Raw genomic sequence first — 24891 nt, forward strand, 5'->3', positions numbered from 1 at the left:
GCCTTATATAAAAAAGCTCAGCCCTGTTACTTTTTGGGCTGAGCTCCTTTTTTTGAAGAAGTTGTATTCTTATCCTGTTTTGGACCAGCTGCACTTGGCTGTTTGCCGTTAGGCTGCCGGTGTAAGTGATGAAGAACGAGGATCTGCCATGTATTAGCCACGAGCAGAGGAACGATGGCACTTATAAGAAAGTTATAATCGTTTTCTCTTAACGCTGGAATCCATTCAATCATGGTGACTACCACCATAAAAAATAATGCAGGGACAAAAGCTGTCCGGTCTGTTTCTTTACTTTTAATTGCTGCCACAATCAGGCCGTAAGCAAGAAGCATAAGCGGCATAATTGCATACCCCAGCATAGACTCTCCTTCTTCAGCAAAGAAGAAATGCCTGAAAAACATTAAATCAAATAATGCAAACAGGATGATGACTACCTGTACTTTATTCCATAAGCGGACAGTTTTAAATATTCCTAAACCAAACCGGTGGACAGTTAAATAAGCGAAGAATCCCATCTGGGCGATGACCGTCCAGATAGCTGACGTAATAATAACCATCGCCACCCCGCCGAAATTAAGATTACTTAAGTCATTCATATGTGTCTGCCAGTCCAGAATTATCCCGATAATGAAGCCGGCTGTAGTCCCAATTAAAAAGGTCGAATTAAATAAGAAAACCACTTTTCTTGAATTCACTTGTTTTTCCCCCAATCCATTCCTTATTGTATCAAAATTTAAATTTACTGCGCTACTTTTTTGTTGAGCATTGTCATATTATGTTTTTCACTTGCACCTTCCCGGAGCTATCATTATTTTGCATAAAAAATCTATCCTAATCTCATATTAAAAATAGCGATAATAGAGGGAGCTGGGATTATGTTAAGAAAAACGGCAATTATACTCCTATTGGGAATGATCTTTAATTCCACCGGCTGCGCAATGTTGGACGATGGAAACACTTCTTCCCAGTCAGATTATGAAGAGACAAAACAGATGGTAGTCGATGTGCTTCAGACTGAAGAAGGCAAAAAAGCGATTCAGGAGGTACTAAAGGGGGAAGAAATGAGAGAACAGCTTGTCATGGAGCAGGCGTTTATTAAAGACACCATCCAGACGACACTTGCTTCCGACAAAGGCCGTGAGTACTGGCAACAAGTAATGAAGGACCCGGAATTTGCTGAGACTTTTGCGAAGAGTATGCAGGAAGAAAATGAACAGCTGTTAAAGGGGCTTATGAGAGATCCGGAGTATCAGGGAATGATGCAGGATATCCTTCGCGATCCGGAAATGGAAGAGGATTACCTGGAATTAATGCAAACCAAAACTTATAGAAACCAATTGACGGCGCTTGTCACTGAAGCAATGGAAAGTCCGCTTTTTGTGGCCAGAGTAAGTGAACTTCTTCAGCAGATAGCAAGAGAAGAGCTGAAAAGCGGTGAAGGTGGACAAACTCAAGGTGGTAACGGAGGCGCTCAAGATGGCAACGGAGGCGGCGGTCAGGAGGACGGTAGCCAGCCGGAAGGTGAACAAGCAGAGTCTGCAGGTTAAGACAGGTTTCATGCATACAACAAGAACAGGCACAACCTCCGCTGCCTTGAAATAAAAAAGCTGCCCTCAATATTTAATTGGGGCAGTTTTCTTATTTAACCTTCTATTTTGCCAATGACTTTATCAGCCATTTCCATATAAATTTTTCCAATTGGATGCTCTGTATCATATACTGACGGAGCAAAGTTTTCTTCATCGATTTCCGGCTGTCCTAACGGGATATGGGCCAGCACTTCAGTCTGAAGCTCTTCAGCCAGTTTCGGTCCGCCGCCTTGTCCGAAGACATACTCTTTCTCTCCTGTCAATTTGCTTTCGAAATACGCCATGTTTTCAATTACACCTAGAATTTCATGCTCTGTCTTAAGAGCCATGGCACCTGCACGGGCAGCAACGAAAGCTGCGGTTGCGTGAGGAGTAGTCACCACGATTTCCTTGGACTGCGGAAGCATCGAGTGAATATCAAGTGCTACATCTCCTGTTCCAGGAGGCAGATCAAGGATTAAGTAGTCCAGATCATCCCACTCGACTTCGTTGAAAAAGTTGTTCAGCATTTTACCAAGCATCGGGCCGCGCCAAATAATGGGCGAGTTATCTTCCACAAAGAAGCCCATGGAAATAACCTGCACATCAAAACGCGTAACCGGATAAATACGCTGGCCGACAACTTTTGGCCGTTCTTCAATGCCCATCATATCCGGCACACTGAAACCATAAATATCTGCATCAATAATACCGACTTTTTTACCTTTCCTTGCAAGCGACGTCGCCAGGTTGACAGAAACTGTCGATTTCCCTACACCGCCTTTACCGCTCGTTACAGCGATAAACGTCGTGCGTTTATTGTCTAAAAGGGATTTTCCTTCCTCTTCTTCTGCTGCTGCTCCGCCATGTTTCGCAACTTCTTCGTCAGCAAGCTTTTCAAAGCGCAGGCCTACTGATTCGGCCCCTGCATTCTTAACTGCGTTTACGACTTCCTGCTGAAGCTGCATTTGCTCAGCTGTACCAGGCTGAGCGATCGCCAATTTCAAACTGACGAGGTTTTTTTTAATTTTAATTTCTTTAACAGCACCTATTTCAATTAAAGACTTTTGTAAATGAGGGTCTTTAACAGGCTCCAGAGCTTGTAACACTTGTTCTTCTGTTAACATGAAGACACCTTCCTTTATCTTATCGTATATGTATCCGATTTCCTCTACGGGGATATTATAACATATTAAAACCGTGGTCATGTTGATATAGATCACATCTAAAAGAGAAATGAGCCTTATTCAGGTAAAGGCTCATTATTTGTATACCTTAAAATACCAGTATAGATTGAAGCTGCGACTTTTTGCTGGTACTTTACGTCTCCAAGAAGCTCTGCCTCTACAGGATTTGAAAGGAAGCCAACTTCAACAAGGGCACCGGGAATGGCTGCCTGCTGGATAAGGTAAACATTCTGTATAGGCTTTGCAAGCCGGGTGGTATTTTCTAAATTTCTGACCAACTCATTCTGAACGTGCTTTGCAAGATTTTCGTTTCCTTCGATAGCTCTGTTATAAAACGTCTGTGCCCCGCTCCATCTTGCCTCTCCTATAGCATTCAAATGGATGCTGATAAATAAATCCGCTTCAGAACTGTTTATCCTGCGAACACGCTCTTTCAAATCTTCCACTTTCCGTGAACGGATTTTTTTTGTATCCGCAGAAGCAAGGTCTTTATCTTCCTCTCGGGTCATAATAACAAGAGCCCCCGCTTCCTGCAGATAATCCCGAAGAATGAGGCTGATCTCCAGGCTTACATCCTTTTCAAGCAGCCCGCTTTTCGAAGTGGCTCCTCCGTCGACGCCTCCGTGACCAGGGTCAATTACAATCATTTTACCGGAAAGAGGCACGCCATAACCTGTAGAATCTTCCGTGGAAAAAAATACAGGTATGATGACTAGAACAGCCGCCAAGGCCAGTGCCGCACCTAATAATAACCCCCACCATTTTTTCATATTTTCCCCCTCCCTGCCTGTAATATATATATGGGACAAGGGAAAAATTATGTTTAAAACCCGACTGCAGACTAATGCAACTTTAACTGGTACTTCTTCTTGCCTTCATCAAATCCTTTACGCCACCATTCATAGATATATCCAGTCGCTACTTCTTTATACACTTCAGCTTGTGCTTCATCCAGATTCATCCAGGCCGTGAATTGGGCTGCAGTATGCTCAATTTGTGCTGATATTTCTCCTGCACAGCGTTGCATCACTGCAAATTCCGATTCACCATGATATCCGAAGCGGGCATATTCTGCACCTAACAAGTACGCATCGATACCAATATCAAGGCAAAAATCCTGTAAATACAGCTGTGAAACGGTTTCTTCTATTGAATGAGCAAAAAACCGGCGCTGAATATCTTTTTTCATTTCATTCACAGATAATGACCGGAGCATGCTCCGCTGATATTTCCACTGTTTTTGTTTGCGCTTTTCTCCTAGTGTGAAAATGACATTCATCGTTAATGCGGCTCCTTTACTTACTGATTCGTACCCTTAGTGTCCTTTTAATGGCCTATTTAATAAGGGCAAATATATGGTATAGGTGGGAGCAGAAAATTTAAATGATCAGGAATGCTGCCTGGACCGCATTTTATGTTAACAGCAGGATGATTTTTACTGAATGCCCTATTTATTTTGCTTATGTTAATGCTTTCCAGAGCTTGATTTTCTCCGTCCTTCATTTATTTGTAAAAACTATTTGGTACATAATAGCCTGCATTTTTTTCGTAATTCACGTAAAATAGGTGATGAATACCTTTTTTAAAAGTTAAAGATTATTTTTGTATAGATGGGAGTCCTTCATTATGTACCGTAACCTGGAAGAATGCGTTAATGATTTGGAAAAGCACGGCCATTTAATCCGAATTACAGAGGAAGTAGATCCACACCTTGAAATGGCTGCCATTCACTTAAAAGTATATGAAGCAGGCGGACCTGCGCTTTTATTTGAAAATGTAAAAGGCTCTGAGTACCGGGCCGTATCCAACCTTTTTGGCACGGTTGAAAGAAGCAGGTTTATTTTCCGGAAAACGTGGGATGGTGTCCAAAATGTGATGGCTGTCCGCAACGATCCGGTGAAAGCATTAAAACAGCCTATTAAAAATGTCTCTTCCGGCTTTTCGGCATTAAAAGCTCTTCCACAGCAAAAAAAGGGTGGCGGTCCTGTCAGTGCCCGTGAGATTAACATTTCCGATCTTCCGTTAATTAAACACTGGCCTGAGGACGGCGGCGCCTTCATCACATTACCTCAAGTGTATTCAGAAGACCCGGACAAGCCCGGCATTATGAATTCCAACTTAGGAATGTACCGTGTGCAGCTCGACGGGAATGACTACAACCTAAATGAAGAGGTAGGGCTGCACTATCAGATTCACCGCGGCATTGGGGTGCATCAGCATAAAGCCACCAAAAAAGGAGAACCTTTAAAAGTAAGTATTTTTGTCGGCGGTCCTCCTGCCCATACCCTTTCAGCAGTTATGCCTCTTCCGGAAGGCCTGAGCGAAATGACGTTTGCAGGCTTACTTGCAGGGCGGCGCTTTCAGTACAGCTACATTGACGGCTACTGCATCAGCCATGATGCGGACTTTGTGATTACGGGTGAGATTTATCCCGAAGATACAAAACCGGAAGGCCCGTTTGGTGACCATTTAGGGTATTACAGTTTAATTCATGACTTTCCAGTAATGAAAATCCATAAAGTATACGCAAAAGAAAAAGCCATACTTCCATTTACTGTAGTCGGCCGGCCGCCGCAAGAAGATACGTCATTCGGAGCCATCATTCATGAACTCACTGGTGATGCTGTAAAACAGGAGATTCCAGGCGTACAGGAAGTCCACGCGGTGGATGCCGCTGGCGTGCATCCATTGCTGTTTGCGATAGGAAGCGAACGGTACACCCCGTTTGAGAAGGTGAAGCGCCCGCAGGAACTTTTGACTATCGCTAACCGTATTCTTGGGACAGGCCAGCTGAGCCTCGCCAAATATCTCTTTATTACTGCCGAACAGGAAGAACCGCTTGATACGCACCTTAAACAGGACTTCCTGGCTTATATCCTTGAACGCCTGGACTTGCGCCGAGACCTTCACTTTCAGACGAATACAACAATTGATACGCTTGATTATTCTGGGGAAGGTCTGAATACCGGAAGTAAAGTAGTTATCGCAGCTTACGGGGATAAGAAACGGGAATTATGTACCGCAGTCCCTGAGGAGTTAAACGGCCTTGAGACTTTTAAAAATCCAAAATTAGTCATGCCGGGGGTCGTTGCGGTTGAAAGCCCGGAATTTAAAGATTACGGCACGGCTCAGAAAGAATTTAATATGTTCACGAATGAAATGGAAAAACGTGGGAAACTGGCTTCGTGCCCGATGATTATCGCCTGTGATGACAGCAGCTTTTTAAGTAAAACAATGAGCAATTTTCTATGGGCTGCTTTTACACGCAGTAACCCTTCCCATGACATATACGGGATCAGGAGCTATTATGAGAACAAGCACTGGGGATGCGACAATATGATTATTGACGCCCGCATTAAACCGCACCATGCGCCTCCATTAACAGCTGACGAAAAAGTGGAAAGAAACATTGAAAGGTTCTTCCGTTACGGAGCGAGCCTGGGCGATTTGGATATTTAAATGACGCTTATATAGAAAGCTGGGCCAGACAATTTTTCTTGTCAGCCCAGCTTTTTTTATTTAATCTTAGATTTTTTATTTTTATTTTCCCAGCTCTCTATATTTTTCAAACCTTTAATACTGTCTTTGTAAAATACCGGATCAAGCCCGTTTTTGCTTTGTTGCTGGAAGTCTTTCAGTGCCTTGATCGCTATATGGGCAAGCAGAGCAACTGCAATGAGGTTTACGACTGCCATCGATCCCATAAACAGATCAGCCATTTCCCAGATGTTCTCTAAATCACTTGTTGCTCCAACCATAATCATTCCAAGGAAAGCGATCCGGAATAAAAGCAAATAAATTGGTTTTTCAGAGATAAACTCAATATTTGTTTCACCGTAATAGTAGTTCCCTAATAACGAGCTGAAAGCGAAGAAGAAGATCGCTATTGTAATAAACCCGGTCGCCCAGTCACCCATATGAGCGGATAAAGCCGTCTGGGTTAACTGTATCCCTTCCATATCCCCTACAGTGTAAACATCGGTAAGCAAAATAATGAAAGCGGTGGCACTGCATATAATTAATGTATCGATTAATACACTTAATGACTGTATAAGCCCCTGTTTAACCGGATGGTTGACATAAACTGTTGCAGCCGCATTAGGCGCACTCCCCATCCCGGCTTCATTGGAGAACAATCCACGCTGCACACCATTCATAATAGCAGCCCCGATCCCGCCTCCAACTACTTCCTGAATACCGAAAGCATTATTAATAATTAACGCAAATACAGCAGGGACTTCGGTGATATTTATTATTACGATAATAAGCGAGACAATGATATATGTAACAGCAAAAATAGGAACAACCACTTCTGCCACTACCGCAATGCGCCGGATACCGCCAAAGACGATAATTCCCATAATGGCTGCCATAACGGCTCCGACTACGATCGGATTGATATTGTAGGCACCTACAAATGCATCTGAAATCGTGTGCGTCTGTACGCTGTTAAAAATCAGCCCGAAACATAAGACGATGAGAACAGCAAACAACAGACCCATCCACCTTGATCCAAGCCCCTTCTCCATATAGTAGGCAGGCCCGCCTCTGAAACCGTCTTTATCTTTCACCTTATAGATTTGAGCGAGCGTACTTTCAATAAATCCTGTCGCGGCACCTATTAACGCTACGATCCACATCCAGAAGATTGCCCCCGGTCCACCGACTGAAATAGCCAGCGCCACCCCGGCAAGGTTCCCTGTCCCTACCCGTGCAGCCGTACTGATAGCAAAAGCCTGGAAAGGGGTTGTGCCCTTTCTTTCTTTAAAAGCGGTGCGGTCTGTCCCGCTCACCAGTTCTTTCACCATAGTAGGCAGCATGCGGAACTGGACAAAGTTTGTTCTTATTGATAAATACAGACCTAACAAAAGCAGGAAACCAATTAAAATATAAGTCCACAGCAAATCATTTCCTGCCGCTACCATTTCTCCTATCCACGTATCTTGCGAAAACCATTGATCCAAGCTACCACTCACCTTTCTAAAAATACGTTCAGCGTTTATTTCCCTCTCTGCTGAATTATAAACCATTTATTTTCCATATTTTCAAATCATACCCTGGCCCCGTTGCATAGAAATAATGAAAACAGGACGTCCTCCAGGACGCCCCGTTTTTTTCTGTTAACAGACTTATCAGTTTTTGATTCGCTGATTGTTTGAATTATTTGATTGACTATTGTTTTTTAGAAGCACCTTCAGCCCTTGTCCCATATCGGAAGCTAACACATAGTTCCTGTCTACAAACACGCCCCAGATGTTCGCCTGGTCAGGAGTATAACGTCCTATTTCCTGAGGGTTTGACGGATCTGTAATATCGACTGAGATCACTCCGCCTGAGTAGTAGGACAGGTACAGGGTATTACCGCGTACCTTCGGATCGTGAACTGTTTTGGCAAATGTCCGAACTGGGTCTGAGAAATCATATGTTAAATCTGTCGTAAACTCACTTAACAGTACTGGATTTGTTTTGTCTTTAATATCAAAAATGCGGGTATAACCGTAAGCACTCTCATATCCCTCACCGTGCGGATTTGCGATTTCACGGGTTTCAATCAGGATGTTTCCTCCTCTCGCAAGCGCGGCAGAGTGTGCGGCACCTTTTTGATCATCAGCAAATTCTGTACGTCCTAAGTATTCAGCGTTCTCAGGATCCCTAATATCAAAGATGACAGTCCCAAGGTCCCACATGGACACATAGGCGTAGTGGCCATTGTTATCAGTAATGACACTGTGGTTAAACACCGGACGGGTATGGCCGTCAGGAGCATCCCAGTGATAGCCGTTAAAACTCTCATCTACTTCGGCCAACGTACGAGGGTCAAACTCCCACAGTTTCTCAGGGTTTGCAGGATCACTAACATCAATGATCTGAAAATCGCGTTCTTCTCCTGATGTATAGAAATCAGCATACGGGTTTGAAACAAGCATAAGGGCTTTGTTTCCTTGAGTCGTTAAGTATAATTCATGTGTTCCGGTTATGCGGCGGTCTAATTCATAAAAACCAAGCCTTTCCGGGTTATACGGGTCTGACACATCATAAAGAAGCGCGCCTCCGATGCTGTCCGGGCGGTTTAAGTTATTTCTTGACGTCTGCTGAAGACTTACAACTGCCAGGTCGCCTTTAAACTCCGGAGTGTTTACAGTTTTCACAATGACTTTTTCCTGCCATGTATGAGGCACGTCATGAGCAATTTGCCCAATTTCCTTTGGATTTTCAGGGTCTTTTAAGTCAAAGATACGGACCCCGCCATTCGCTCCATTGGCGGTATGAGTGCCTAGATAAGCAAATCCTTTATGTGCATACACATCTGCTGTGTTATTTTGAATGCCATCGATTTCCTTAATCTGTTCTGCTGCTGCTTCATGCAAAAACTTCAGGTTTTTATCACCATTTTCTTCAGGGTCCCCCAGCATTTCCAGAGCCTCATGGTCAAATGGGACTGTTTCTTTATTAATACCACCCTCAAAAGCATCATGGGCGAACCCTGCCGGTGCTACGGACGTTAACATAAGTGTTCCTGCAAGTACCGACGTCAGCAAAACTTTATTCCTTTTTTTCAAAATTAAACGCCTCCTTAAAATGATGTGACAGTTACAGGAAAAAGTATATAGAACAAGCGGTTATTTCGCCATACGAAACATTCGGTGAATTCTGCAGTATTTCGAACATTTTTAATACTATGTCCTTAATTTAAAACGTAATTTCGACGAAGATTGTCGAACACCTAACGTATCCTCTTTTGGATTACATAAATTTCAATCGATCACCCTAATTTTCGCGCGCATTAACACTATATTCACATTAAAAATAGTAAAAATAGTTAAATTTAATAAACATTTTCAGGACTACAGACTTAATATATTCCCCCTCTCTTATAAACAGAAAATACTGGCAGGGATAATCCCTGCCAGTTCTTTTAGTTAGAAACAAGCACAGCTTCAAGCACATACCGCTCAGGTGCTGCACCGATAAAATTAAACGGATAGCATGTCGTGACAGTAAGTGTGGCTCTTGGACGGGGCACAATTACCGTCCGGTCATCTGCATCTACAATTCTGACTCGCTTTACTTTGTATGTGAATTCCCCTGCAGACGTTGTGACGATAAGGAGATCCTTCTCCCCGACTTTTCCTAACTCTCTGAATACCGTATCACGGTGGCCTGATAAGACGGAATTATCATTCTCACCCGGCAAGACACTTCCCGGATAATGCCCTACACCTTTTTCCAGTGTTTTATCGTCAGTCCCATGGTAAACAGGAAAGGTGGCATTTAGCTTTGGGATAGTAAGATAGGCGAATTCTTCACCGGCGCCCGGCCGTTCTGCATACACAACATGCCCGGGTTCCGTAACCTTCATGTTGTCCTTTTTCTCCTTAGGCGCAGAAGAAGACGATGCTGTTTTCATGCTGCCCTGAGAATTAGCCGTATCTATCTTTTCTTCTAAAACGGCTTCTCTTTTAGCAGTCATGCCAGAAACAGGCACCGGATGTTCTTTCACAGTTTCTGCTGCAAAAAGGTAAGAAGCGGGTTCACTGTATTTATATAAAAGATAACCCTTCAGAAACGTGTAAGCATTTGTAGTAGTAAACAGTAGCCCCGCCACGATTAGCCCTGTAGAAAAAAGTAAAAGAAAGCAGTTCTTAATCTTCATACCGGAACTCCTTTTTTAGTTTTTATCCTGTCAGGCTGCTTTCCGCTTCCGGATAATGGCAGCACCGGTTCCCGCCGCAAGAAGTCCCAATAACATATTTAAAGGCAGATTTGTGGCCGTATCCGGCAGTTTACCGCCTTTTTCTGTTTTATTAACCACAGGCTCAGCATCGCTGACTGACTCTTTTTCTTTCAGTTCTTCCGTCACTGTCTGAAGTTCATCAGCTGTCTCTAAAAATAAATCCGAATCGAACATATCAGCTGTAAACAGAATGTCCGCAAGAAATTCTCCTTGAAAATTATACAATTCTATTAAGAGATCATAACCATTCAGCTGGGTAACCTTTATCAGTTCAGCTAAAGTCACCGGCTTCTTTTCCTCGCCTTTTACAAAGAAAAATACCGCTTCCAGTTCCATAAGGTTTAAAAGTTCCTCACTGATTGCCAGAAGCTCAGCTATTTGTTCTGCGGACAGTTCACTCGCAGTTTCGAAATCCCCTAAAGCAATCAGTCTGTAAAACAGTTTGTCCAGCTTGTCTTCAAAATCCGGGTCATTGTCTATCACATATTCCAGATGCTCAAACAGCCTGATGAGCTCGTCTTCATCCAGCCCGATTTCCGCAAACAAATCCAGGAAATCGCTGTAATCTTCATCAAATTCCCATTCCTCATCAGCCCAGCCGTCCCATTCTTCATCATAGTAATAATTCCAGACATAAAAATCGAGGTCGTCATAAAACTTAATCTCTTCCAAAGTCACGCCGTATTCAGCAAGAACGGTATGTAATTCTGCACGTGTGATCTCATAGTCAGCAAGAAGCTGTTCAATAAGTTCGTCTGTCAGTATGTCTCCCAGAAAATCCTTCAACTCTTCCACTGACTCGAAGTCTTTTACTTCCATCCCCCATTCGAAATCAAGATACTCATCCAGCTCATCCTGCGACCAGCCAATCTCTTTTAAATAAGCAGTTAATTCCTGGCTGTTCACAGAGGCCGAGGCCACGTGGGGTAAAAAAGAAAATAGCATAGCAGAAACGACTAGCATTAACAGCAACAAACGTTTCATAACATTAACCTCCAATTTTTGGAATTTTTAACGCATGAAATGATTATATGCCCATTTATGCCGGTCAGCCACGTAAATATCTCCTATTTATTTGTTAAGAAATTTTATCTCCATATTCCTATATCTTTCTTCAATATCCTTTAATATAATAGATAACCCATTTTAATGGAAAACTATATAAAAAACCTTTCTTACCGTTGTCAGGCAAGAAAGGCTCCTCCGCTTTTTTATAAACCTACACTTTTTCTTCCCATTTTTCCTCTTCAAAGCTCTTCATCTGTTCTTCCACTTCCTTAGGATAAGCCGTCCGGAAATGATGGTGGTCAGCTTCGATCACTTCAACCATTTTATCTATCATATCTTTTGGATCATACTGGTCCTCCAATATTTTTTCTGTTTCAGCAATTGATTCTTTGTGGGTAAAGTTCTCATCATCATTGAACCACTTCCACTTTTCTTCAAACATACGGTCATTAAAGCCGGTCTCAAACGGTCCTGGATTAATGGTGGCTACTTGGACTCCGAATTCTTCAAGTTCTGCCTTCATCGTCTTCGCTATTGATTCAATGGCATGCTTTGAAGACCCGTAAGCACCTAAGTAAGGCATTGCTACGACGCCGACAATTGAACTTAGAAAAATAATCTTGCCGCTTTTCTTATTCACAAATTTTTTAGCTGCAATCTGTGTATTCTCGAGCGTACTGAATACATTTGTTTCATAAATAGCCCGCATTCTGTCTACAGGGATCTCAGAGATCGGCCCCCCTTCACCAATTGCTGCGTTAGCGACAAACACATCATAGTCATAATCTTCTATGAGCTGCTGATCTCTTTTATCAGTAATATCCAGTTTAATTACTTCCAGCTCTACTCCTTCTCTCTCAGCTTCTTCATGCAGGCTTGTTACCTGTGAAATAATTTCTACGCCTGCAATTACTTTGTGCCCTTTTTTAGCCAAACCCAGTGCTGTTCCTTTGCCTAAACCGCTTCCTGCTCCAGTTATAAAAATTGTTTTGGCCATCTTAAACCCTCCTTATGGTTACTAGTTGGCAGTTCCCATGGAGAATTTATCCAAAACCTTTTCTATGGCCTATTTAAAGGCGTGCATTACCAGGGCTCCTTTCTTGCACGCAAAAAAAGCCCCTTCTGCCATATAAAAGCAGAAAGAGCTTACTAAGGAGAAATTTAAACTATTATTTTATTAATATATGTAATTATGAGGTACCCCGCTCTCATTTACGGAAGAGAGCAAAAAGCTTATCCCAGTAGTATCCTTTGCGCTTTTTTATCGTCGTCTCTAAACGTTTATTAAAGTCATTTTGCAGGCGCCATTCTTTCTTTTGTTCCTCCCTGATTTGCTGCAATTCTTTTTGTAAAAATTCATTTTTTTCTTTTTCCTGCTCAAGCATGGTTTCATAATAACCGTGTTGCTGCTCAGTTAATTTTTCAATCTTTGAATTTGTTTTCTGCGCCGAATTACCAATTGTAGAGCTAATAACATGGTGGTCCTGCTGAAGTCTCGCCACCGTTGTTTTAAGCTGGTCCATATCGTTTCTGAGCTGCATATTGGTTTCACGTGCAGCTGCAAATTCACCCGCTAAAACGGTTAATATCTCTTTTAACTGATTAGGATCCTGAGGGAGCTCATCATATTGGCCAGACACCGCTACCTGTGTGTCATTCGACTGTTCCAATTTCTTTTTCTGCTGCTCGACAAGATCTTTAGCTGTATCGTCCAAAGGCCTATTCGTATCGCGCAGCGCTATAAGCGATTCGATATCAGATTGGACAAAAACCCGCCGGTCCCGTTCTTTAAAAAATTCATACCCATTCCGCTCAAGCACCTGACCGTATTTACGGACAGTCGGCGTTGCAATTCCTAACTCTTCCGCCACTTCCTTTGTCGTATAAGACCGCTCATTTGGTTGTATATCGTGCCGCATATCGGACCTCCTCAAAAACTGTTCTGTATAGTATATCGCCGGGCGATACGGTGCGTTGCCGGAAACCAGGGTTAATTGTTCAGTGACCGCTTAAACAGCCGCTTTTTTATTTAGTCTTATGTCCCATTTTATCACGCATGCTTATACTTGTGTATGTCACTTGAGATGTAAATCGCTTTTGTAAATGAATTGTGATAATTATACGGAGGGAAAGAAACCTTTCTTAAATGTATCTTTCTGCAACTGTATCGCCGTGAATTCCACCATATCGCCATGCGATACAGTGGAGGGCTATTTAATTAAGTCCATAATTGGCTTTGTTTTTTCTCATAACCATTCACGGGCGGCTTTTTTTGTTGGTGTATCGCTTTGATACATTCTTGTATCGGTCCGGATACCCGCAAAATATATCGCTTTGCGTTGGAATCTTACCAGGTTTTACTTCCTTATTCAGATGACAAAAAACGTCTGAAGCGTCTTATCAAGTTAGTAATAAAATTACCGTCGGGATTTTTATTGAGGTTAGATGTAACTTTATTTTCAGGAAGTAAGTCATTTTTCCCTGGGCTTTCCGATTTCCCTGTGTTTTCTGTTTTTCGTTCCTTATATCTTTCTGGGGAGGATCGAAAATCTACAATGTTTTTATAAAACGTCTGGTTCTGCATGATTTCAAACATGTTTATAGAAGGACGGTAATTTGCCTCAATAATCCACAAGTTCCCGTCTTCATCGATTCCCACATCCAACCCTATTTCAGTTCTTTTAGGAAAATACTTTTGAAGATGCCGGGCAGCTTCAAGACCTAAGCTATCCAATTTTTTTTGCAAATCGGTTACCTTCACTTTATTCTTTAAAATGGACTTATTAATTGCCTCTTCAACAGTCAGTACCTGGACGCTGGCATTAGTAACGAAATAGCCGGAAAAACTTACTTTGGCCGCTGTCCCTGTTACAAACCAGTCATCAGTCCTTTTCTTTCGCTGCAGCATTATCCTGAAATCAAAGGGAGCATCGTCAATTGTGGCTAAAGGGATGTACTGCTGAACGACCCTCTTCTTTTTAGTTATCTGATTAATGTAGTTAAGGGTGGGTACTTGTCCGGTAAAATGATTTATCTTCCTGCCGTAGTGAATATTATAATGATCGTCCCCAAGACTGTTTACTTTCAGAATCTTAAACCCCAGCCTGCCGAAATTAGGTTTTATTACAACGGATTTATGTCTCTTTAGCATAGACCATAATGTGTCTCTTTTAAAAATTCGTGTTTCTGGAAGATAGTCAGCAAGCAGTTTGTTTTGTTTCATTAGTTTATATTTTGACCATTTGGATACAGAGACTTTCATAAATAACCTCCTTTCTTAATAAGACTCGTAAAATACCGCTCTCTGCTAATCACTTGGTTTGTTTATTCCACTACTTTAAACGGAACAGGCAGCTTCCTGTCCGGCTTTCCTTTATAATTGATGGTCACCTCTTCTCCGGGAGCAATATCCCGCAGCGCACGAAAAAGGATACAGTTGTCTTCTCTGTTTAATATAAAAACCGCATTTGGTTTATATGAGTGGTTGTATAACGAGCCGTATCCTAAAGCGATAGCTCCTTCTCTTCCCCACTGAAAGAAGTAATCAACCAGAACAGTAGTCATGATGGCACGCAATTCACTTTTAGGAATGATAATAACAGGAGCCTTTTCAATAATTTCTCCTTTTTTAAATGATTTTAAAGTAAATACACCGCGCCCTTTTTCAGTACTTTGTTTAACCTCTAACACTCTTAACCCCCTCCCTTTTCTTAAAATCAACATATTCAAAAAAATTACAGGTGAAACGTCAATTACCCATTTATACTGAGAGTCCAAACAACTGTTAAATTTGGCTAATATAAATAAATTAACTTTAAAGAAAAGGAGGTACAAAAGATGGGACTTAGAACAAATGGCTGCGACTGCGCAGCATGGGACGAAATTCTAGAGCAGGACGCCCAATATAATGTGACTACTGAAGCAGGTACTGCAGATGCGGTCAATAACGCTTTTTACAGGGGGACTACTGGAAACTTTCTAATTTTTGACCCAACTGGAAAAGGCTTAGGCTTAATTTATTTTTGCTGTACTCAAATAACTTCTATTCAGGAAGCAGATGGGACTCCGGTAGAGTAAAAGATAAAAAGCACTCAACCATATGCTGGTTGAGTGCTTTTAAAAGTATAGAAAAGCTTAGAAGGACGTATAGTTTGAGGAATTCCTGCATTTATAAAACAGATTCAAAATTTAAAGAGTGAAAGGTTCTGTTATTCACTGCGGTATCGGGGGATAACCTCACTTTTCTCAAAATCTCCCAGAGAGGAGTCACGAGCTGTATATTCCAGTTCTTCATCTCCGTGGTATTGTGAGCGATGCTGTTTACCCGTTGATTTATACCTTATTTGTACTTCTTCCATGTATTCCGGTGTTTCTTCTACCGGAGACGGGAGTTTCATGCTGGCAATCCATGTATCGAGCCTATAGGTCCCTCTATCAACTATTTCACACAAGTGTTCAAGAGATTTGATAAGCTCATTTAAACAATCCAGTCCGTTCCTTAACATGACAAGACCTTTTTCTTTTGCTCTTTGAAGCGAGTGCTCCATTCTGTACTTATTTTCCTGGTGTTGAAATTCAATGAAACAGCTGCTGCGGTCCCAGTTATAGTTATAAACTTCAATCTTCAACCGTTTCATCACTTTCTTAAGCCTTCTTTCACAAATATACTGCTCTTTATGCGGAACCCATTTAAACATCCCATTCACCTTCCTTATTATGCTCGAGATTATACGCTTACCTTGTAATAATACATTCTCTAAATTGTACAGAATCCCTGTATTAATCGTTTTACAGTCATCGACTTATTTTTACAAGGGAAAAAGGAAAACCGTTTCAATATTTACTTGATAGCCCCTTTCCTTTATCTAATTAAGGGAAGAATAAGTATATTTTAACTTAATTTGTAAAATATTGTTGAAATTTTTTTAGCAAAATTAAAAGGTAATTTTAAACTCGTGCTGATTTCTAATCTTTCCTTTAAGTTCTTGTTAACTAAAAGGTCCCCTTCGGCATATGCTTCAATAAACAATCTAATCTTGTCGCTAGTTAGAGCTTTTGCAGGGAGGTAATGGAATAACAATATTAGTTGTTCAGCTAATAAAAATCCTTTTACATAAAGAGCTTCACCTGCCTTGCAATCAATAAACACCACAAGGACAAACATTAAGGCGGTGGCAGAAGTGACAGATGAACAGTTAAAGCTGTTTACCGGAGCATGGTTAGATGCAATAGGCAGTATCCTTTCTGCTAGTGCAACAGCAGGAAATTTTGGGGGATTAAATGAAATAAATAACAAACTGACAGCAGTCGGCGAGGGGTTACAAGCGGCAGGAACATTAATCAATGGAACTGTTTCAACAGATGATCCTTTAGACTTTGCCGGCAACTGGATAGATGGTGCCGGAGCGGCAACGTCGTCTTTAGCAGCCTATTGGCAATATATCGGTGATGAAAATGGTGCAGACAATATGCGCCTCGACATATTAGGGGATTCCCTCCAATCAATGGGAGCCTCTATTAGTGCCTTATCTGATTATTCAGCAGGTGAAGCAGGCATGGCTGCCGGTAATGCGCTTCAAGGGTTAGGAGCCGGTTTAGAAGCCATTGGCGGGACGTATGAATTAAGAAAAAAAGAGGAAGCTCAGTTGTTAATTACGGTTGGTGCAGCGTTACAAGCAATTGGAGCAAGCCTTATTGCGATTCTGGTGACGAGAAGTGCAATCTTTTGCAAGTCAACTGAATGTGATGGTGCGTCCTTTCCGATAACAAAAAAGACCCCCAACCAAAATTGGTTGAGAGTCTTCCAAACGTAGATATATTAACGCTTTGAGAACTGAGGTGCACGACGAGCAGCTTTAAGACCGTATTTCTTACGCTCTTTCATACGAGCGTCACGAGTCAGGAAGCCTGCTTTTTTGAGTGGTGCACGGAATTCCGGATCTGCTTCAAGCAATGCGCGTGCCACACCGTGACGGATCGCGCCTGCCTGGCCTGTGTATCCACCGCCGTCAACGTTAACAAGCACGTCATAAGTGCCTTCTGTTTGAGTTTCAGCTAATGGCTGTTTCACAATAACTTTTAATGTTTCAAGGTCAAAGTAGTCGTTGATGTCTCTTTTGTTGATCACGATTTTGCCATCTCCTGGTACGAGACGCACACGTGCAGTTGAGTTCTTACGACGACCTGTACCGTAGTATTGAACTTGTGCCAAGAAAATTCCCTCCTTCTATATTAACCGCGTAATTCGTAAGTTTCTGGCTTTTGCGCTGCGTGAGGATGCTCGCTTCCTGCGTATACGTTAAGTTTCTTAGCCATTTGACGGCCTAGAGAACCTTTCGGAAGCATACCTTTTACTGCAAGCTCGATAAGTTGTGTCGGCTTGCGGTCACGCATTTCTCCTGCACTCATTGATTTCAATGAACCAGGGTAACGGCTGTGACGGTAGTACATTTTGTCCTGGAGCTTGTTTCCTGTTAAATGAATCTTCTCCGCATTGATAATGATCACATGATCTCCTGTATCAACATGCGGCGTAAATGTCGGCTTGTTCTTGCCGCGAAGGATGCTGGCAACTTCTGATGCTAAGCGTCCAAGTGCTTTTCCTTCTGCGTCTACAACGTACCATTTACGCTCAACGTCTTGTGGCTTTGCCATATATGTTGTACGCAATTTATTTCCCTCCTAGTCAAACTGTCCAAAAAATATCCTACATTCCAACGTTCGATTCCGTACCCGGGGCTAGTGGGCATAAGAATACCATAGACCATCATATAATATATGAATGCCTGTGTCAATAAAAAATACACTAGGATTCGTTGTTATTGAAATTTTTTTATATGATCGTCCATTTTTTTCTGTTCATAGAACACTTGAGCTAAATACAACCCGCATGCCGGGGCCGTTTTTCCCGCCAGGGCCCTGTCTTCTGCGGCCAGAATCTCAGGTACTTCCCCGGGGTTCCGATCGCCCGCTCCTGCTTCAATTAAAGTTCCCGTAAGGACTCTTACCATCTGGTAGAGAAAACCGCTTCCAGTAAACCGCAATGTCCAGTCATCTTTTTCTTTCGCAATATCAATTACGAATAACGTTCTTACCTTATCTACCACATCCGTTTTAGGCGACGAAAAACTCGTATAGTTATGAGTGCCGGTCAGATGGGCTGCTGCCTCCTGCATTGCTCCTATATCCAGTTTTTTAGGCAGGTGGTGGACATAGTGCCGCTCAAATACATTCCGTTCAGGCGCTGTATTGATTCGATAAATATACTCCTTGCCTAATGCATCATACCGGGCATGGAACGAAGAGGAGACATACTGGCAGCTGTGAACGTGTATATCTTTCGGGAGAAGCGTGTTCAAAGCTTTCGGCCACCGGTCTTCCGGGATAGCCAGCGATGAATCGAAATGCACCGGCTGTCTGATTCCGTGTACTCCTGAATCTGTCCGGCCTGAGGAAACTGATTTCCAGCCATCCGCTTTATGTATTTTTCCGAGCGCCTGCTCTATTTCTCCCTGGACAGAACGGTCATTCGGCTGCCGCTGATACCCGTGAAAGCCGGCCCCGTCATAAGACAAGTGGGCTAAGATTCTTCGCATGCACACTCTCTCCTCTATTCAAGAAATCGGAATATAACTGTCAGTACCGCAAAGGCAATAAACAAACTGAGCGCTCCTGTATCTAAAGGCTTCCATTTCAGCTGTCTGAATTTAGTCCTGCCTTCACCGCCGTTATAACCGCGTGCTTCCATAGCAATAGCCAGATCCTCCGCACGCTTAAATGACTGCACAAATAGAGGGATCAGCACCGGTATTAGAGCTTTCAGCCTTTTCCATAAGGAACCTTCGGAAAAATTAGCTCCCCGGGCCATTTGGGCTTTTACTATTTTTGCAGTTTCTCCGAGCAGCGTTGGAATAAACCTTAAAGCGATCGACATCATCAGCGCCAATTCGTGAGTAGGAACATTCACCTTTTTTAACGGCTTCATAAGTCTCTCCATCCCATCTGTTAAATCGATAGGGGTCGTTGTTAAAGTCAATAAAGAGGCCATAAGAATGAGCAGAAAAAGCCTTAAGGCAATCAGGCTTCCTTCCATAACCCCGCCGGAATAAACCGTCAGCAACGGCCATTCCACCAGCACTGTCCCTTCCCTTGTCATAAAAAGATGCAATAAGAAAGTAAAAAAGATAATAATTGCGATAAAGCGCATTCCTTTTATGAAATAGCCAAATGGTATTTTGGACCTAGAAAAGGCTGTAAAGGTGAGAATTACTGCCATACCGAGAATAAACGGGTGGCGCGTTAAAAATAAAAAGATGATAAAAAGCAGAACGATAATCAGTTTAGAACGGGGATCCATTTTGTGAATCACCGATTCTTTAGGAACATATTGGCCTATGATCACATTATCAAACACGGTCACTCACACCCCTTTTCCGAAGAAACTCCAGAACCTGGTCAACTGTTTCTTCGAGTGTAAATGCGGCAGTGCTCATGTCTTCGCCTGATTGTTCCCTCAGCATTGAAAGGAGCTTCACAGACTCGGGGACGGACAACCCCATCGCTTTAAGTTCACCGGCTTTTGAAAAAACCTGGTGTGGACGGCCCTGATCCTTAACAGTCCCTTTATCCATAAGAACTATTTCATCGGAATAACGGGCCGCGTCCTCCATTTGGTGCGTCACAAGTATAATTGAGCGCTCCTTCTTTTCCTGGAACCAGTCGTAAAACAGTTCCATCATCTTAACCTGGCCCTCCGGGTCGAGACCTGCGGTAGGTTCATCTAAAATAAGCAGTTTCGGATTAAGCGCCAGTACTCCCGCAATGGCTACTCTCCGCATCTGGCCGCCGCTCAAGTCAAACGGGGAACGGTCAAACATGTCAGGATGAATACCTGCCAGCTCAAGATACTCCTTTGCCCTTTTTTCAGCTTCAAGCTTAGAAAGGCCAAAGTTTACCGGACCGTAGGCCACATCAGAAAGCACTGTTTCATGAAACAACTGATGTTCAGGAAACTGAAAAACTATGCTCGCATGCCTTCGCAGCTCATATAGATGTTTCTGTTTCGTATCTGCACGAATCGTCCAGTCTCCTACAGCCACTGTACCTGATGAAGGTTTAAGCAAGCCGTTTAAATGCTGGATAAAAGTAGATTTACCTGATCCTGTATGGCCGATCACCGAGGTAAACCGGCCTTCCGGGATTGTTATATTAAACCCTTTGAGAGCTTCCTTTTCAAAGGGAGTGTTTTTCATATATTTATATGTGAGGTTGTCTGCTTTAATCTGCATAGCGCTTCCACCAACTCCTCTTCGGTTAACACGTTATCAGGCAATCGAACGTGATATTTGCGAAGTTCCTGAGCAACTTGCACCGCGAAAGGAGTCTTTAATTGAGCCTGGTGCAGAGCAGATTCATTTGTCAGGATGTCCTGCGGTGTGCCATCCTGCTCAATGCGGCCTTCTTTCAGGACGATAATACGGTCCGCTGACACCGCTTCTCTCACATCATGAGTAATTGTCACGATTGTCAGGTTCTCTTCTTCACGCAGCTTTTGTACGGTGGCTATCACTTCTTGCCGACCCATGGGATCGAGCATGGATGTGGCTTCATCCAGGACGATTACCCGCGGACGCAGAGCCAAGGCTCCGGCTAAGGCTACCCGCTGTTTCTGGCCTCCTGACAGCCGGTGCGGCTCCTGTTTCTCCAGCCCTGATAAACCGAGACGGCTTATGCTTTCATAGACCCTCTTCTGCATCTCATCATAAGGCACCCCGGCGTTTTCAAGACCGAATGCTACGTCATCTTCCACTGTAGGGGCCACAAGCTGGTTATCAGGGTTTTGAAAAACCATACCTACCTGCCTGCGTATAAAGGGATGCTGACTGGGATCGTTCGTTAGATGGCCGCATGCCATGACTTCCCCTTCTTCAGGAACGTGCAGCGCATTAAAGAACTTAGCCAAAGTGGACTTGCCAGAGCCGTTATGGCCTAACACCGCCAGCCATTCCCCTCTTTTAACTTCGAGAGAGATATCTTTTAATACGTAAGGAGCCTGCTCGTGATACCGGAAACTTAGTCCTTTTACTTGAATATCATAAGTCATACAAAGGCTCCTCTCATAATGTTCGCAGGGCTGCGGTTTGTTTAATTACCGGGCTGCACACTAATCCCGCCGGAAATGCAGCATAACTTTGGTGCTGAAGGATAAGCACTTGCAGGAGGCCTTGCCTTCTCTCCCGCTTGGAGATGACATTGGCAGGACAATCGGGTACAAAAAAAGGGCACAGACCAGCATCTGTTTCCAGACGCGGTGTCCCGCCCTTTGAAGAATCAATGCGTCATGAGTTATACAAGCTCAATGATAGCCATTTCTGCACCGTCTCCACGGCGAGGTCCAAGCTTAAGAACTCGTGTATAACCGCCTTGACGCTCTTCGTAGCGCTTAGCTACATCATCAAATAGTTTTTGAATTGCATCTTGTCCAGTTTCTTCATCTGCAACTTCATTACGTACATAAGCAGCTACTTGACGACGAGCATGTAAGTCACCACGTTTACCTAACGTGATCATCTTTTCAACGATTGAACGAAGCTCTTTCGCTTTCGGTTCTGTCGTTTCAATGCGTTCGTTAATAATTAAATCAGTCGTTAAGTCACGGAATAGTGCTTTACGGGCACTGCTGTCACGACCTAATTTTCTGTATCCCATGTTAGTCCCTCCTTCTCTGATGAATCTCTATTCTCAGCCCGATCTGACTGGCAGACCGTAACCGGAACAGAATTATTCTTCATCTCGAAGACCAAGATTGAGTTCTTGCAGTTTTTCCTGTACCTCTTCAAGTGACTTTCGTCCAAGGTTACGAACTTTCATCATGTCTTCTTCTGATTTTTGTGTCAGTTCCTGTACTGTATTAATTCCCGCACGCTTTAAGCAGTTATAGGAACGTACAGACAAGTCTAACTCTTCTATCGTCATTTCGAGGACTTTTTCTTTCTGATCCTCTTCTTTTTCAACCATAATCTCGGCGTGCTGTGCCTGATCGGTTAAACCGACGAAAATGTTCAAATGCTCAGTAAGAATCTTTGCTCCAAGGGAGACGGCTTCTTCAGGACGAATACTGCCGTCAGTCCAAACATCCAGTGTCAGCTTATCGAAGTTCGTAATCTGACCTACACGTGTGTTTTCAACTTGGAAGTTCACACGGGAAACTGGTGTAAAGATGGAATCCACAGGGATTACCCCAATTGGCAAATCATCTGAATTATTGTTTTCTGCCGGTACATATCCCCGGCCTCTGGCTGCTGTAATTTTCATTTGGAATTGAGCACCCTTAGAAAGAGTAGCGATATGCAGATCCGGGTTTAAAACCTCCACATCACTGTCATGCATTAGATCAGCTGCAGTGACGACCCCTTCACCTTGAGCATCAATTTCCAAAGTTTTCTCTTCATCCGAGTAAATTTTCAGTGCCAGTTTTTTTAGATTGAGCACGATTGTTGTGACGTCTTCAACGACACCTTCAATCGTAGAAAATTCATGCAGTACTCCGTTAAACTGGACGCTTGTTACAGCAGAACCAGGTAAAGACGAAAGCAGGATTCTGCGGAGGGAATTTCCAAGCGTTGTTCCGTATCCGCGCTCAAGAGGTTCTACGACAAATTTACCGTACGTAGCATCGTCGCTTAATTCAACCACTTCAATTTTCGGCTTTTCTATCTCGATCATTAAACAAACCCTCCTTCAAAACGTCGAAACCCCGGTTGTGAAATAGGCACAACCGGAATCCCTCATTGGGCACACCTAGACCTGTCACGAACCGTCAATATATTTCCGTATCCATAGCGGACATTGGCTCTTACACCATTATTGACAAGGGTATGGAAATTCATACCTCTGCTGCGACTATACTCTACGACGTTTTGGTGGACGGCAGCCGTTATGAGGAACCGGTGTGACGTCTTTAATCATGTTCACTTCAAGACCTGTAGCCTGAAGGGAACGAATAGCAGCTTCACGTCCGGCACCAGGGCCTTTTACTGAAACTTCTACAGCCTTCATGCCATGCTCCATCGCTGCTTTTGCTGCAGTTTCAGCAGCAGTCTGAGCTGCGAAAGGAGTAGACTTACGTGAACCTTTAAAGCCTAAAGCTCCGGCACTTGCCCAAGAAATGGCATTCCCTTGAGGGTCTGTGATCGTAACAATCGTATTATTGAAAGTTGAACGAATGTGCGCAACTCCGGACTCTATATTTTTACGTTGACGACGCTTTGCACGAGTCGTTTTTGGTTTAGCCATAATCGAACATGACCTCCTTTACTTTATTTTTTCTTATTAGCAACCGTACGACGAGGTCCTTTTCGTGTACGTGCATTGTTCTTAGTTTTCTGTCCTCGGACAGGCAATCCACGGCGATGACGGATACCGCGGTATGATCCGATTTCGATCAAACGCTTAATATCAAGAGAAACTTCACGGCGAAGATCCCCTTCTACTTTAATCCCGTCAACAACTTCACGGATTTTACCTAATTCATCTTCAGTTAAATCACGGACGCGTGTGTCTTCAGATACACCCGCATCTTTAAGAACCAGGCTAGCTCTTGACTTGCCGATTCCGAAAATGTACGTGAGAGAGACGACAACCCGCTTATCACGAGGAATGTCGACACCAGCAATACGTGCCATGCTTTTACACCTCCTGTGGTTTTACCCTTGCTTTTGTTTGTGTTTAGGATTTTCGCAAATTACCATGACGGTACCTTTTCGGCGAATAACTTTGCATTTTTCGCAAATTGGTTTCACTGATGGTCTTACCTTCATGTTTTCTACCTCCTTATAATGCGGAGTGACTGTCATAACCTGTCAGTTTATTTATAACGATACGTGATACGACCACGAGTCAGATCATACGGAGATAATTCTACAGTAACCTTGTCTCCAGGTAAAATACGAATGAAGTGCATACGGATTTTTCCTGAGACATGGGCAAGAATTTTGTGCCCGTTTTCCAGCTCTACGCGAAACATAGCGTTTGGAAGCGGCTCTATGACCGTTCCTTCTACTTCAATTACATCTTCTTTGGCCATGAATTTACTCTCCTTCCTTCAGTAAATTATCATCAATATATGTTGAAATTGCAAACCGCAATTTGGCATTGGTTACACGGCCCGTTTCAACAATGCTATTCTTCACTTCAGGAGCAATGATATTTACTCTCTCGATGTGCTGAATGTTTTTCTTTTTTGCACGGTCCACTTTCCTCTTATCCCCGTCAGCAATCCGTACAAAACGTTCATCCAGAACATCAATAATGAAAGCAAATTGATCTTTGTCCCTTCCATTCAGAACTCTCACAAGTTCTCCAACTTGTGGAATCGATTCAGGATCTTTCATTT

Annotated in this window: 30 protein-coding genes; 4 read left to right on the forward strand and 26 right to left on the reverse strand. The window is 43.0% G+C overall.

Annotated elements, in window-relative coordinates:
• Positions 1–26: 26 nt before the first annotated feature.
• Positions 27–695, reverse strand: a complete 669-nt coding sequence (locus tag BMW59_RS12435; RefSeq protein ID WP_093052525.1) for a KinB-signaling pathway activation protein — start codon at positions 693–695, stop codon at positions 27–29.
• Between the two features lie 180 nt (positions 696–875).
• On the opposite strand from BMW59_RS12435, the gene gerD reads away from it, so the two are divergent.
• Positions 876–1547, forward strand: coding sequence for a spore germination lipoprotein GerD (gerD, locus tag BMW59_RS12440; protein ID WP_093052528.1), 672 nt, complete (start codon positions 876–878; stop codon positions 1545–1547).
• Positions 1548–1642: 95 nt separating this feature from the next.
• On the opposite strand, the gene BMW59_RS12445 is transcribed toward gerD, so the two are convergent.
• From BMW59_RS12445 to BMW59_RS12455, 3 genes are all read right to left on the reverse strand, one after another.
• Positions 1643–2695 (reverse strand): P-loop NTPase, encoded by a 1053-nt coding sequence (locus BMW59_RS12445; RefSeq protein ID WP_093052531.1) that lies wholly within the window; start codon positions 2693–2695, stop codon positions 1643–1645.
• 116 nt (positions 2696–2811) lie between these two features.
• On the reverse strand, positions 2812–3525 hold the full coding sequence (gene cwlD / locus BMW59_RS12450) for an N-acetylmuramoyl-L-alanine amidase CwlD (RefSeq protein ID WP_093052534.1): 714 nt from the start codon (positions 3523–3525) through the stop codon (positions 2812–2814).
• Between the two features lie 71 nt (positions 3526–3596).
• Positions 3597–4034, reverse strand: a complete 438-nt coding sequence (locus BMW59_RS12455; RefSeq protein ID WP_093052537.1) for a DUF2521 family protein — start codon at positions 4032–4034, stop codon at positions 3597–3599.
• Positions 4035–4381: 347 nt separating this feature from the next.
• Here BMW59_RS12455 and BMW59_RS12465 point away from each other — a divergent pair, with 347 nt between their 5' ends.
• A complete protein-coding gene (locus BMW59_RS12465; protein WP_093052543.1) occupies positions 4382–6214 on the forward strand; it encodes a UbiD family decarboxylase in 1833 nt (610 codons plus the stop codon).
• Between the two features lie 56 nt (positions 6215–6270).
• Here BMW59_RS12465 and BMW59_RS12470 read toward each other — a convergent pair whose 3' ends face one another.
• The 8 genes from BMW59_RS12470 to BMW59_RS12505 form a co-directional block, all read right to left on the reverse strand.
• Positions 6271–7680, reverse strand: a complete 1410-nt coding sequence (locus BMW59_RS12470; protein WP_093052782.1) for an alanine/glycine:cation symporter family protein — start codon at positions 7678–7680, stop codon at positions 6271–6273.
• A gap of 207 nt (positions 7681–7887) precedes the next feature.
• A complete protein-coding gene (locus tag BMW59_RS12475) occupies positions 7888–9315 on the reverse strand; it encodes an LVIVD repeat-containing protein (RefSeq protein WP_245733097.1) in 1428 nt (475 codons plus the stop codon).
• A 356-nt stretch (positions 9316–9671) separates the two neighbouring features.
• Complete coding sequence (locus BMW59_RS12480) at positions 9672–10409, reverse strand: class D sortase (protein WP_245733099.1); 738 nt, start codon at positions 10407–10409, stop codon at positions 9672–9674.
• A 30-nt stretch (positions 10410–10439) separates the two neighbouring features.
• Positions 10440–11474 (reverse strand): processed acidic surface protein, encoded by a 1035-nt coding sequence (locus BMW59_RS12485; protein ID WP_093052546.1) that lies wholly within the window; start codon positions 11472–11474, stop codon positions 10440–10442.
• Positions 11475–11709: 235 nt separating this feature from the next.
• Positions 11710–12495: an SDR family oxidoreductase gene (locus BMW59_RS12490; protein ID WP_093052549.1), complete on the reverse strand. Its 786-nt coding sequence runs from the start codon at positions 12493–12495 to the stop codon at positions 11710–11712.
• A 211-nt stretch (positions 12496–12706) separates the two neighbouring features.
• On the reverse strand, positions 12707–13417 hold the full coding sequence (locus BMW59_RS12495; protein WP_093052552.1) for a MerR family transcriptional regulator: 711 nt from the start codon (positions 13415–13417) through the stop codon (positions 12707–12709).
• Positions 13418–13863: 446 nt separating this feature from the next.
• Entirely contained in the window at positions 13864–14760 is an 897-nt protein-coding gene (locus BMW59_RS12500; RefSeq protein WP_093052555.1) for a YheC/YheD family protein, read from the reverse strand.
• Positions 14761–14822: 62 nt separating this feature from the next.
• Entirely contained in the window at positions 14823–15188 is a 366-nt protein-coding gene (locus BMW59_RS12505; protein WP_245733101.1) for an SET domain-containing protein, read from the reverse strand.
• Between the two features lie 147 nt (positions 15189–15335).
• On the opposite strand from BMW59_RS12505, the gene BMW59_RS12510 reads away from it, so the two are divergent.
• Positions 15336–15575 carry a hypothetical protein gene (locus BMW59_RS12510; RefSeq protein ID WP_093052558.1) on the forward strand — a complete coding sequence of 80 codons (240 nt, stop codon included), beginning with the start codon at positions 15336–15338 and terminating at the stop codon, positions 15573–15575.
• Positions 15576–15706: 131 nt separating this feature from the next.
• Here the strand turns inward: BMW59_RS12510 and BMW59_RS12515 are convergent, their stop codons facing one another.
• Entirely contained in the window at positions 15707–16195 is a 489-nt protein-coding gene (locus BMW59_RS12515) for a hypothetical protein (RefSeq protein ID WP_093052561.1), read from the reverse strand.
• 435 nt (positions 16196–16630) lie between these two features.
• On the opposite strand from BMW59_RS12515, the gene BMW59_RS12520 reads away from it, so the two are divergent.
• Positions 16631–17311, forward strand: a complete 681-nt coding sequence (locus BMW59_RS12520) for a DUF6944 family repetitive protein (RefSeq protein WP_143051236.1) — start codon at positions 16631–16633, stop codon at positions 17309–17311.
• 5 nt (positions 17312–17316) lie between these two features.
• Here BMW59_RS12520 and rpsI read toward each other — a convergent pair whose 3' ends face one another.
• From rpsI to BMW59_RS12585, 13 genes are all read right to left on the reverse strand, one after another.
• Positions 17317–17709: a 30S ribosomal protein S9 gene (gene rpsI / locus BMW59_RS12525; RefSeq protein WP_093052568.1), complete on the reverse strand. Its 393-nt coding sequence runs from the start codon at positions 17707–17709 to the stop codon at positions 17317–17319.
• A 20-nt stretch (positions 17710–17729) separates the two neighbouring features.
• Positions 17730–18167: a 50S ribosomal protein L13 gene (rplM, locus tag BMW59_RS12530; protein WP_093052571.1), complete on the reverse strand. Its 438-nt coding sequence runs from the start codon at positions 18165–18167 to the stop codon at positions 17730–17732.
• A gap of 149 nt (positions 18168–18316) precedes the next feature.
• Positions 18317–19093 carry a tRNA pseudouridine(38-40) synthase TruA gene (gene truA / locus BMW59_RS12535; protein WP_093052574.1) on the reverse strand — a complete coding sequence of 259 codons (777 nt, stop codon included), beginning with the start codon at positions 19091–19093 and terminating at the stop codon, positions 18317–18319.
• 14 nt (positions 19094–19107) lie between these two features.
• Positions 19108–19911 carry an energy-coupling factor transporter transmembrane component T family protein gene (locus BMW59_RS12540; RefSeq protein WP_093052577.1) on the reverse strand — a complete coding sequence of 268 codons (804 nt, stop codon included), beginning with the start codon at positions 19909–19911 and terminating at the stop codon, positions 19108–19110.
• Positions 19904–20785, reverse strand: coding sequence for an energy-coupling factor transporter ATPase (locus BMW59_RS12545; RefSeq protein ID WP_093052580.1), 882 nt, complete (start codon positions 20783–20785; stop codon positions 19904–19906). The genes BMW59_RS12540 and BMW59_RS12545 overlap by 8 nt, the downstream gene beginning before the upstream one ends.
• Positions 20746–21600: an energy-coupling factor transporter ATPase gene (locus tag BMW59_RS12550; protein WP_093052583.1), complete on the reverse strand. Its 855-nt coding sequence runs from the start codon at positions 21598–21600 to the stop codon at positions 20746–20748. The genes BMW59_RS12545 and BMW59_RS12550 overlap by 40 nt, the downstream gene beginning before the upstream one ends.
• A gap of 242 nt (positions 21601–21842) precedes the next feature.
• A complete protein-coding gene (gene rplQ, locus BMW59_RS12555; protein ID WP_093052586.1) occupies positions 21843–22205 on the reverse strand; it encodes a 50S ribosomal protein L17 in 363 nt (120 codons plus the stop codon).
• Between the two features lie 72 nt (positions 22206–22277).
• On the reverse strand, positions 22278–23222 hold the full coding sequence (locus BMW59_RS12560; protein ID WP_093052589.1) for a DNA-directed RNA polymerase subunit alpha: 945 nt from the start codon (positions 23220–23222) through the stop codon (positions 22278–22280).
• Positions 23223–23399: 177 nt separating this feature from the next.
• Entirely contained in the window at positions 23400–23792 is a 393-nt protein-coding gene (gene rpsK, locus BMW59_RS12565; protein ID WP_093052592.1) for a 30S ribosomal protein S11, read from the reverse strand.
• 23 nt (positions 23793–23815) lie between these two features.
• Complete coding sequence (gene rpsM, locus BMW59_RS12570; RefSeq protein ID WP_093052595.1) at positions 23816–24181, reverse strand: 30S ribosomal protein S13; 366 nt, start codon at positions 24179–24181, stop codon at positions 23816–23818.
• 21 nt (positions 24182–24202) lie between these two features.
• Positions 24203–24316 carry a 50S ribosomal protein L36 gene (rpmJ, locus tag BMW59_RS12575; protein ID WP_003322638.1) on the reverse strand — a complete coding sequence of 38 codons (114 nt, stop codon included), beginning with the start codon at positions 24314–24316 and terminating at the stop codon, positions 24203–24205.
• 47 nt (positions 24317–24363) lie between these two features.
• Positions 24364–24582 carry a translation initiation factor IF-1 gene (gene infA / locus BMW59_RS12580; protein WP_010896341.1) on the reverse strand — a complete coding sequence of 73 codons (219 nt, stop codon included), beginning with the start codon at positions 24580–24582 and terminating at the stop codon, positions 24364–24366.
• A gap of 4 nt (positions 24583–24586) precedes the next feature.
• Positions 24587–24889 (reverse strand): KOW domain-containing RNA-binding protein, encoded by a 303-nt coding sequence (locus BMW59_RS12585; protein WP_093052598.1) that lies wholly within the window; start codon positions 24887–24889, stop codon positions 24587–24589.
• Between the last annotated feature and the right edge of the window lie 2 nt (positions 24890–24891).

It is taken from the genome of Salipaludibacillus aurantiacus (genome assembly GCF_900111295.1).
Classification (GTDB): domain Bacteria; phylum Bacillota; class Bacilli; order Bacillales; family Salisediminibacteriaceae; genus Salipaludibacillus; species Salipaludibacillus aurantiacus.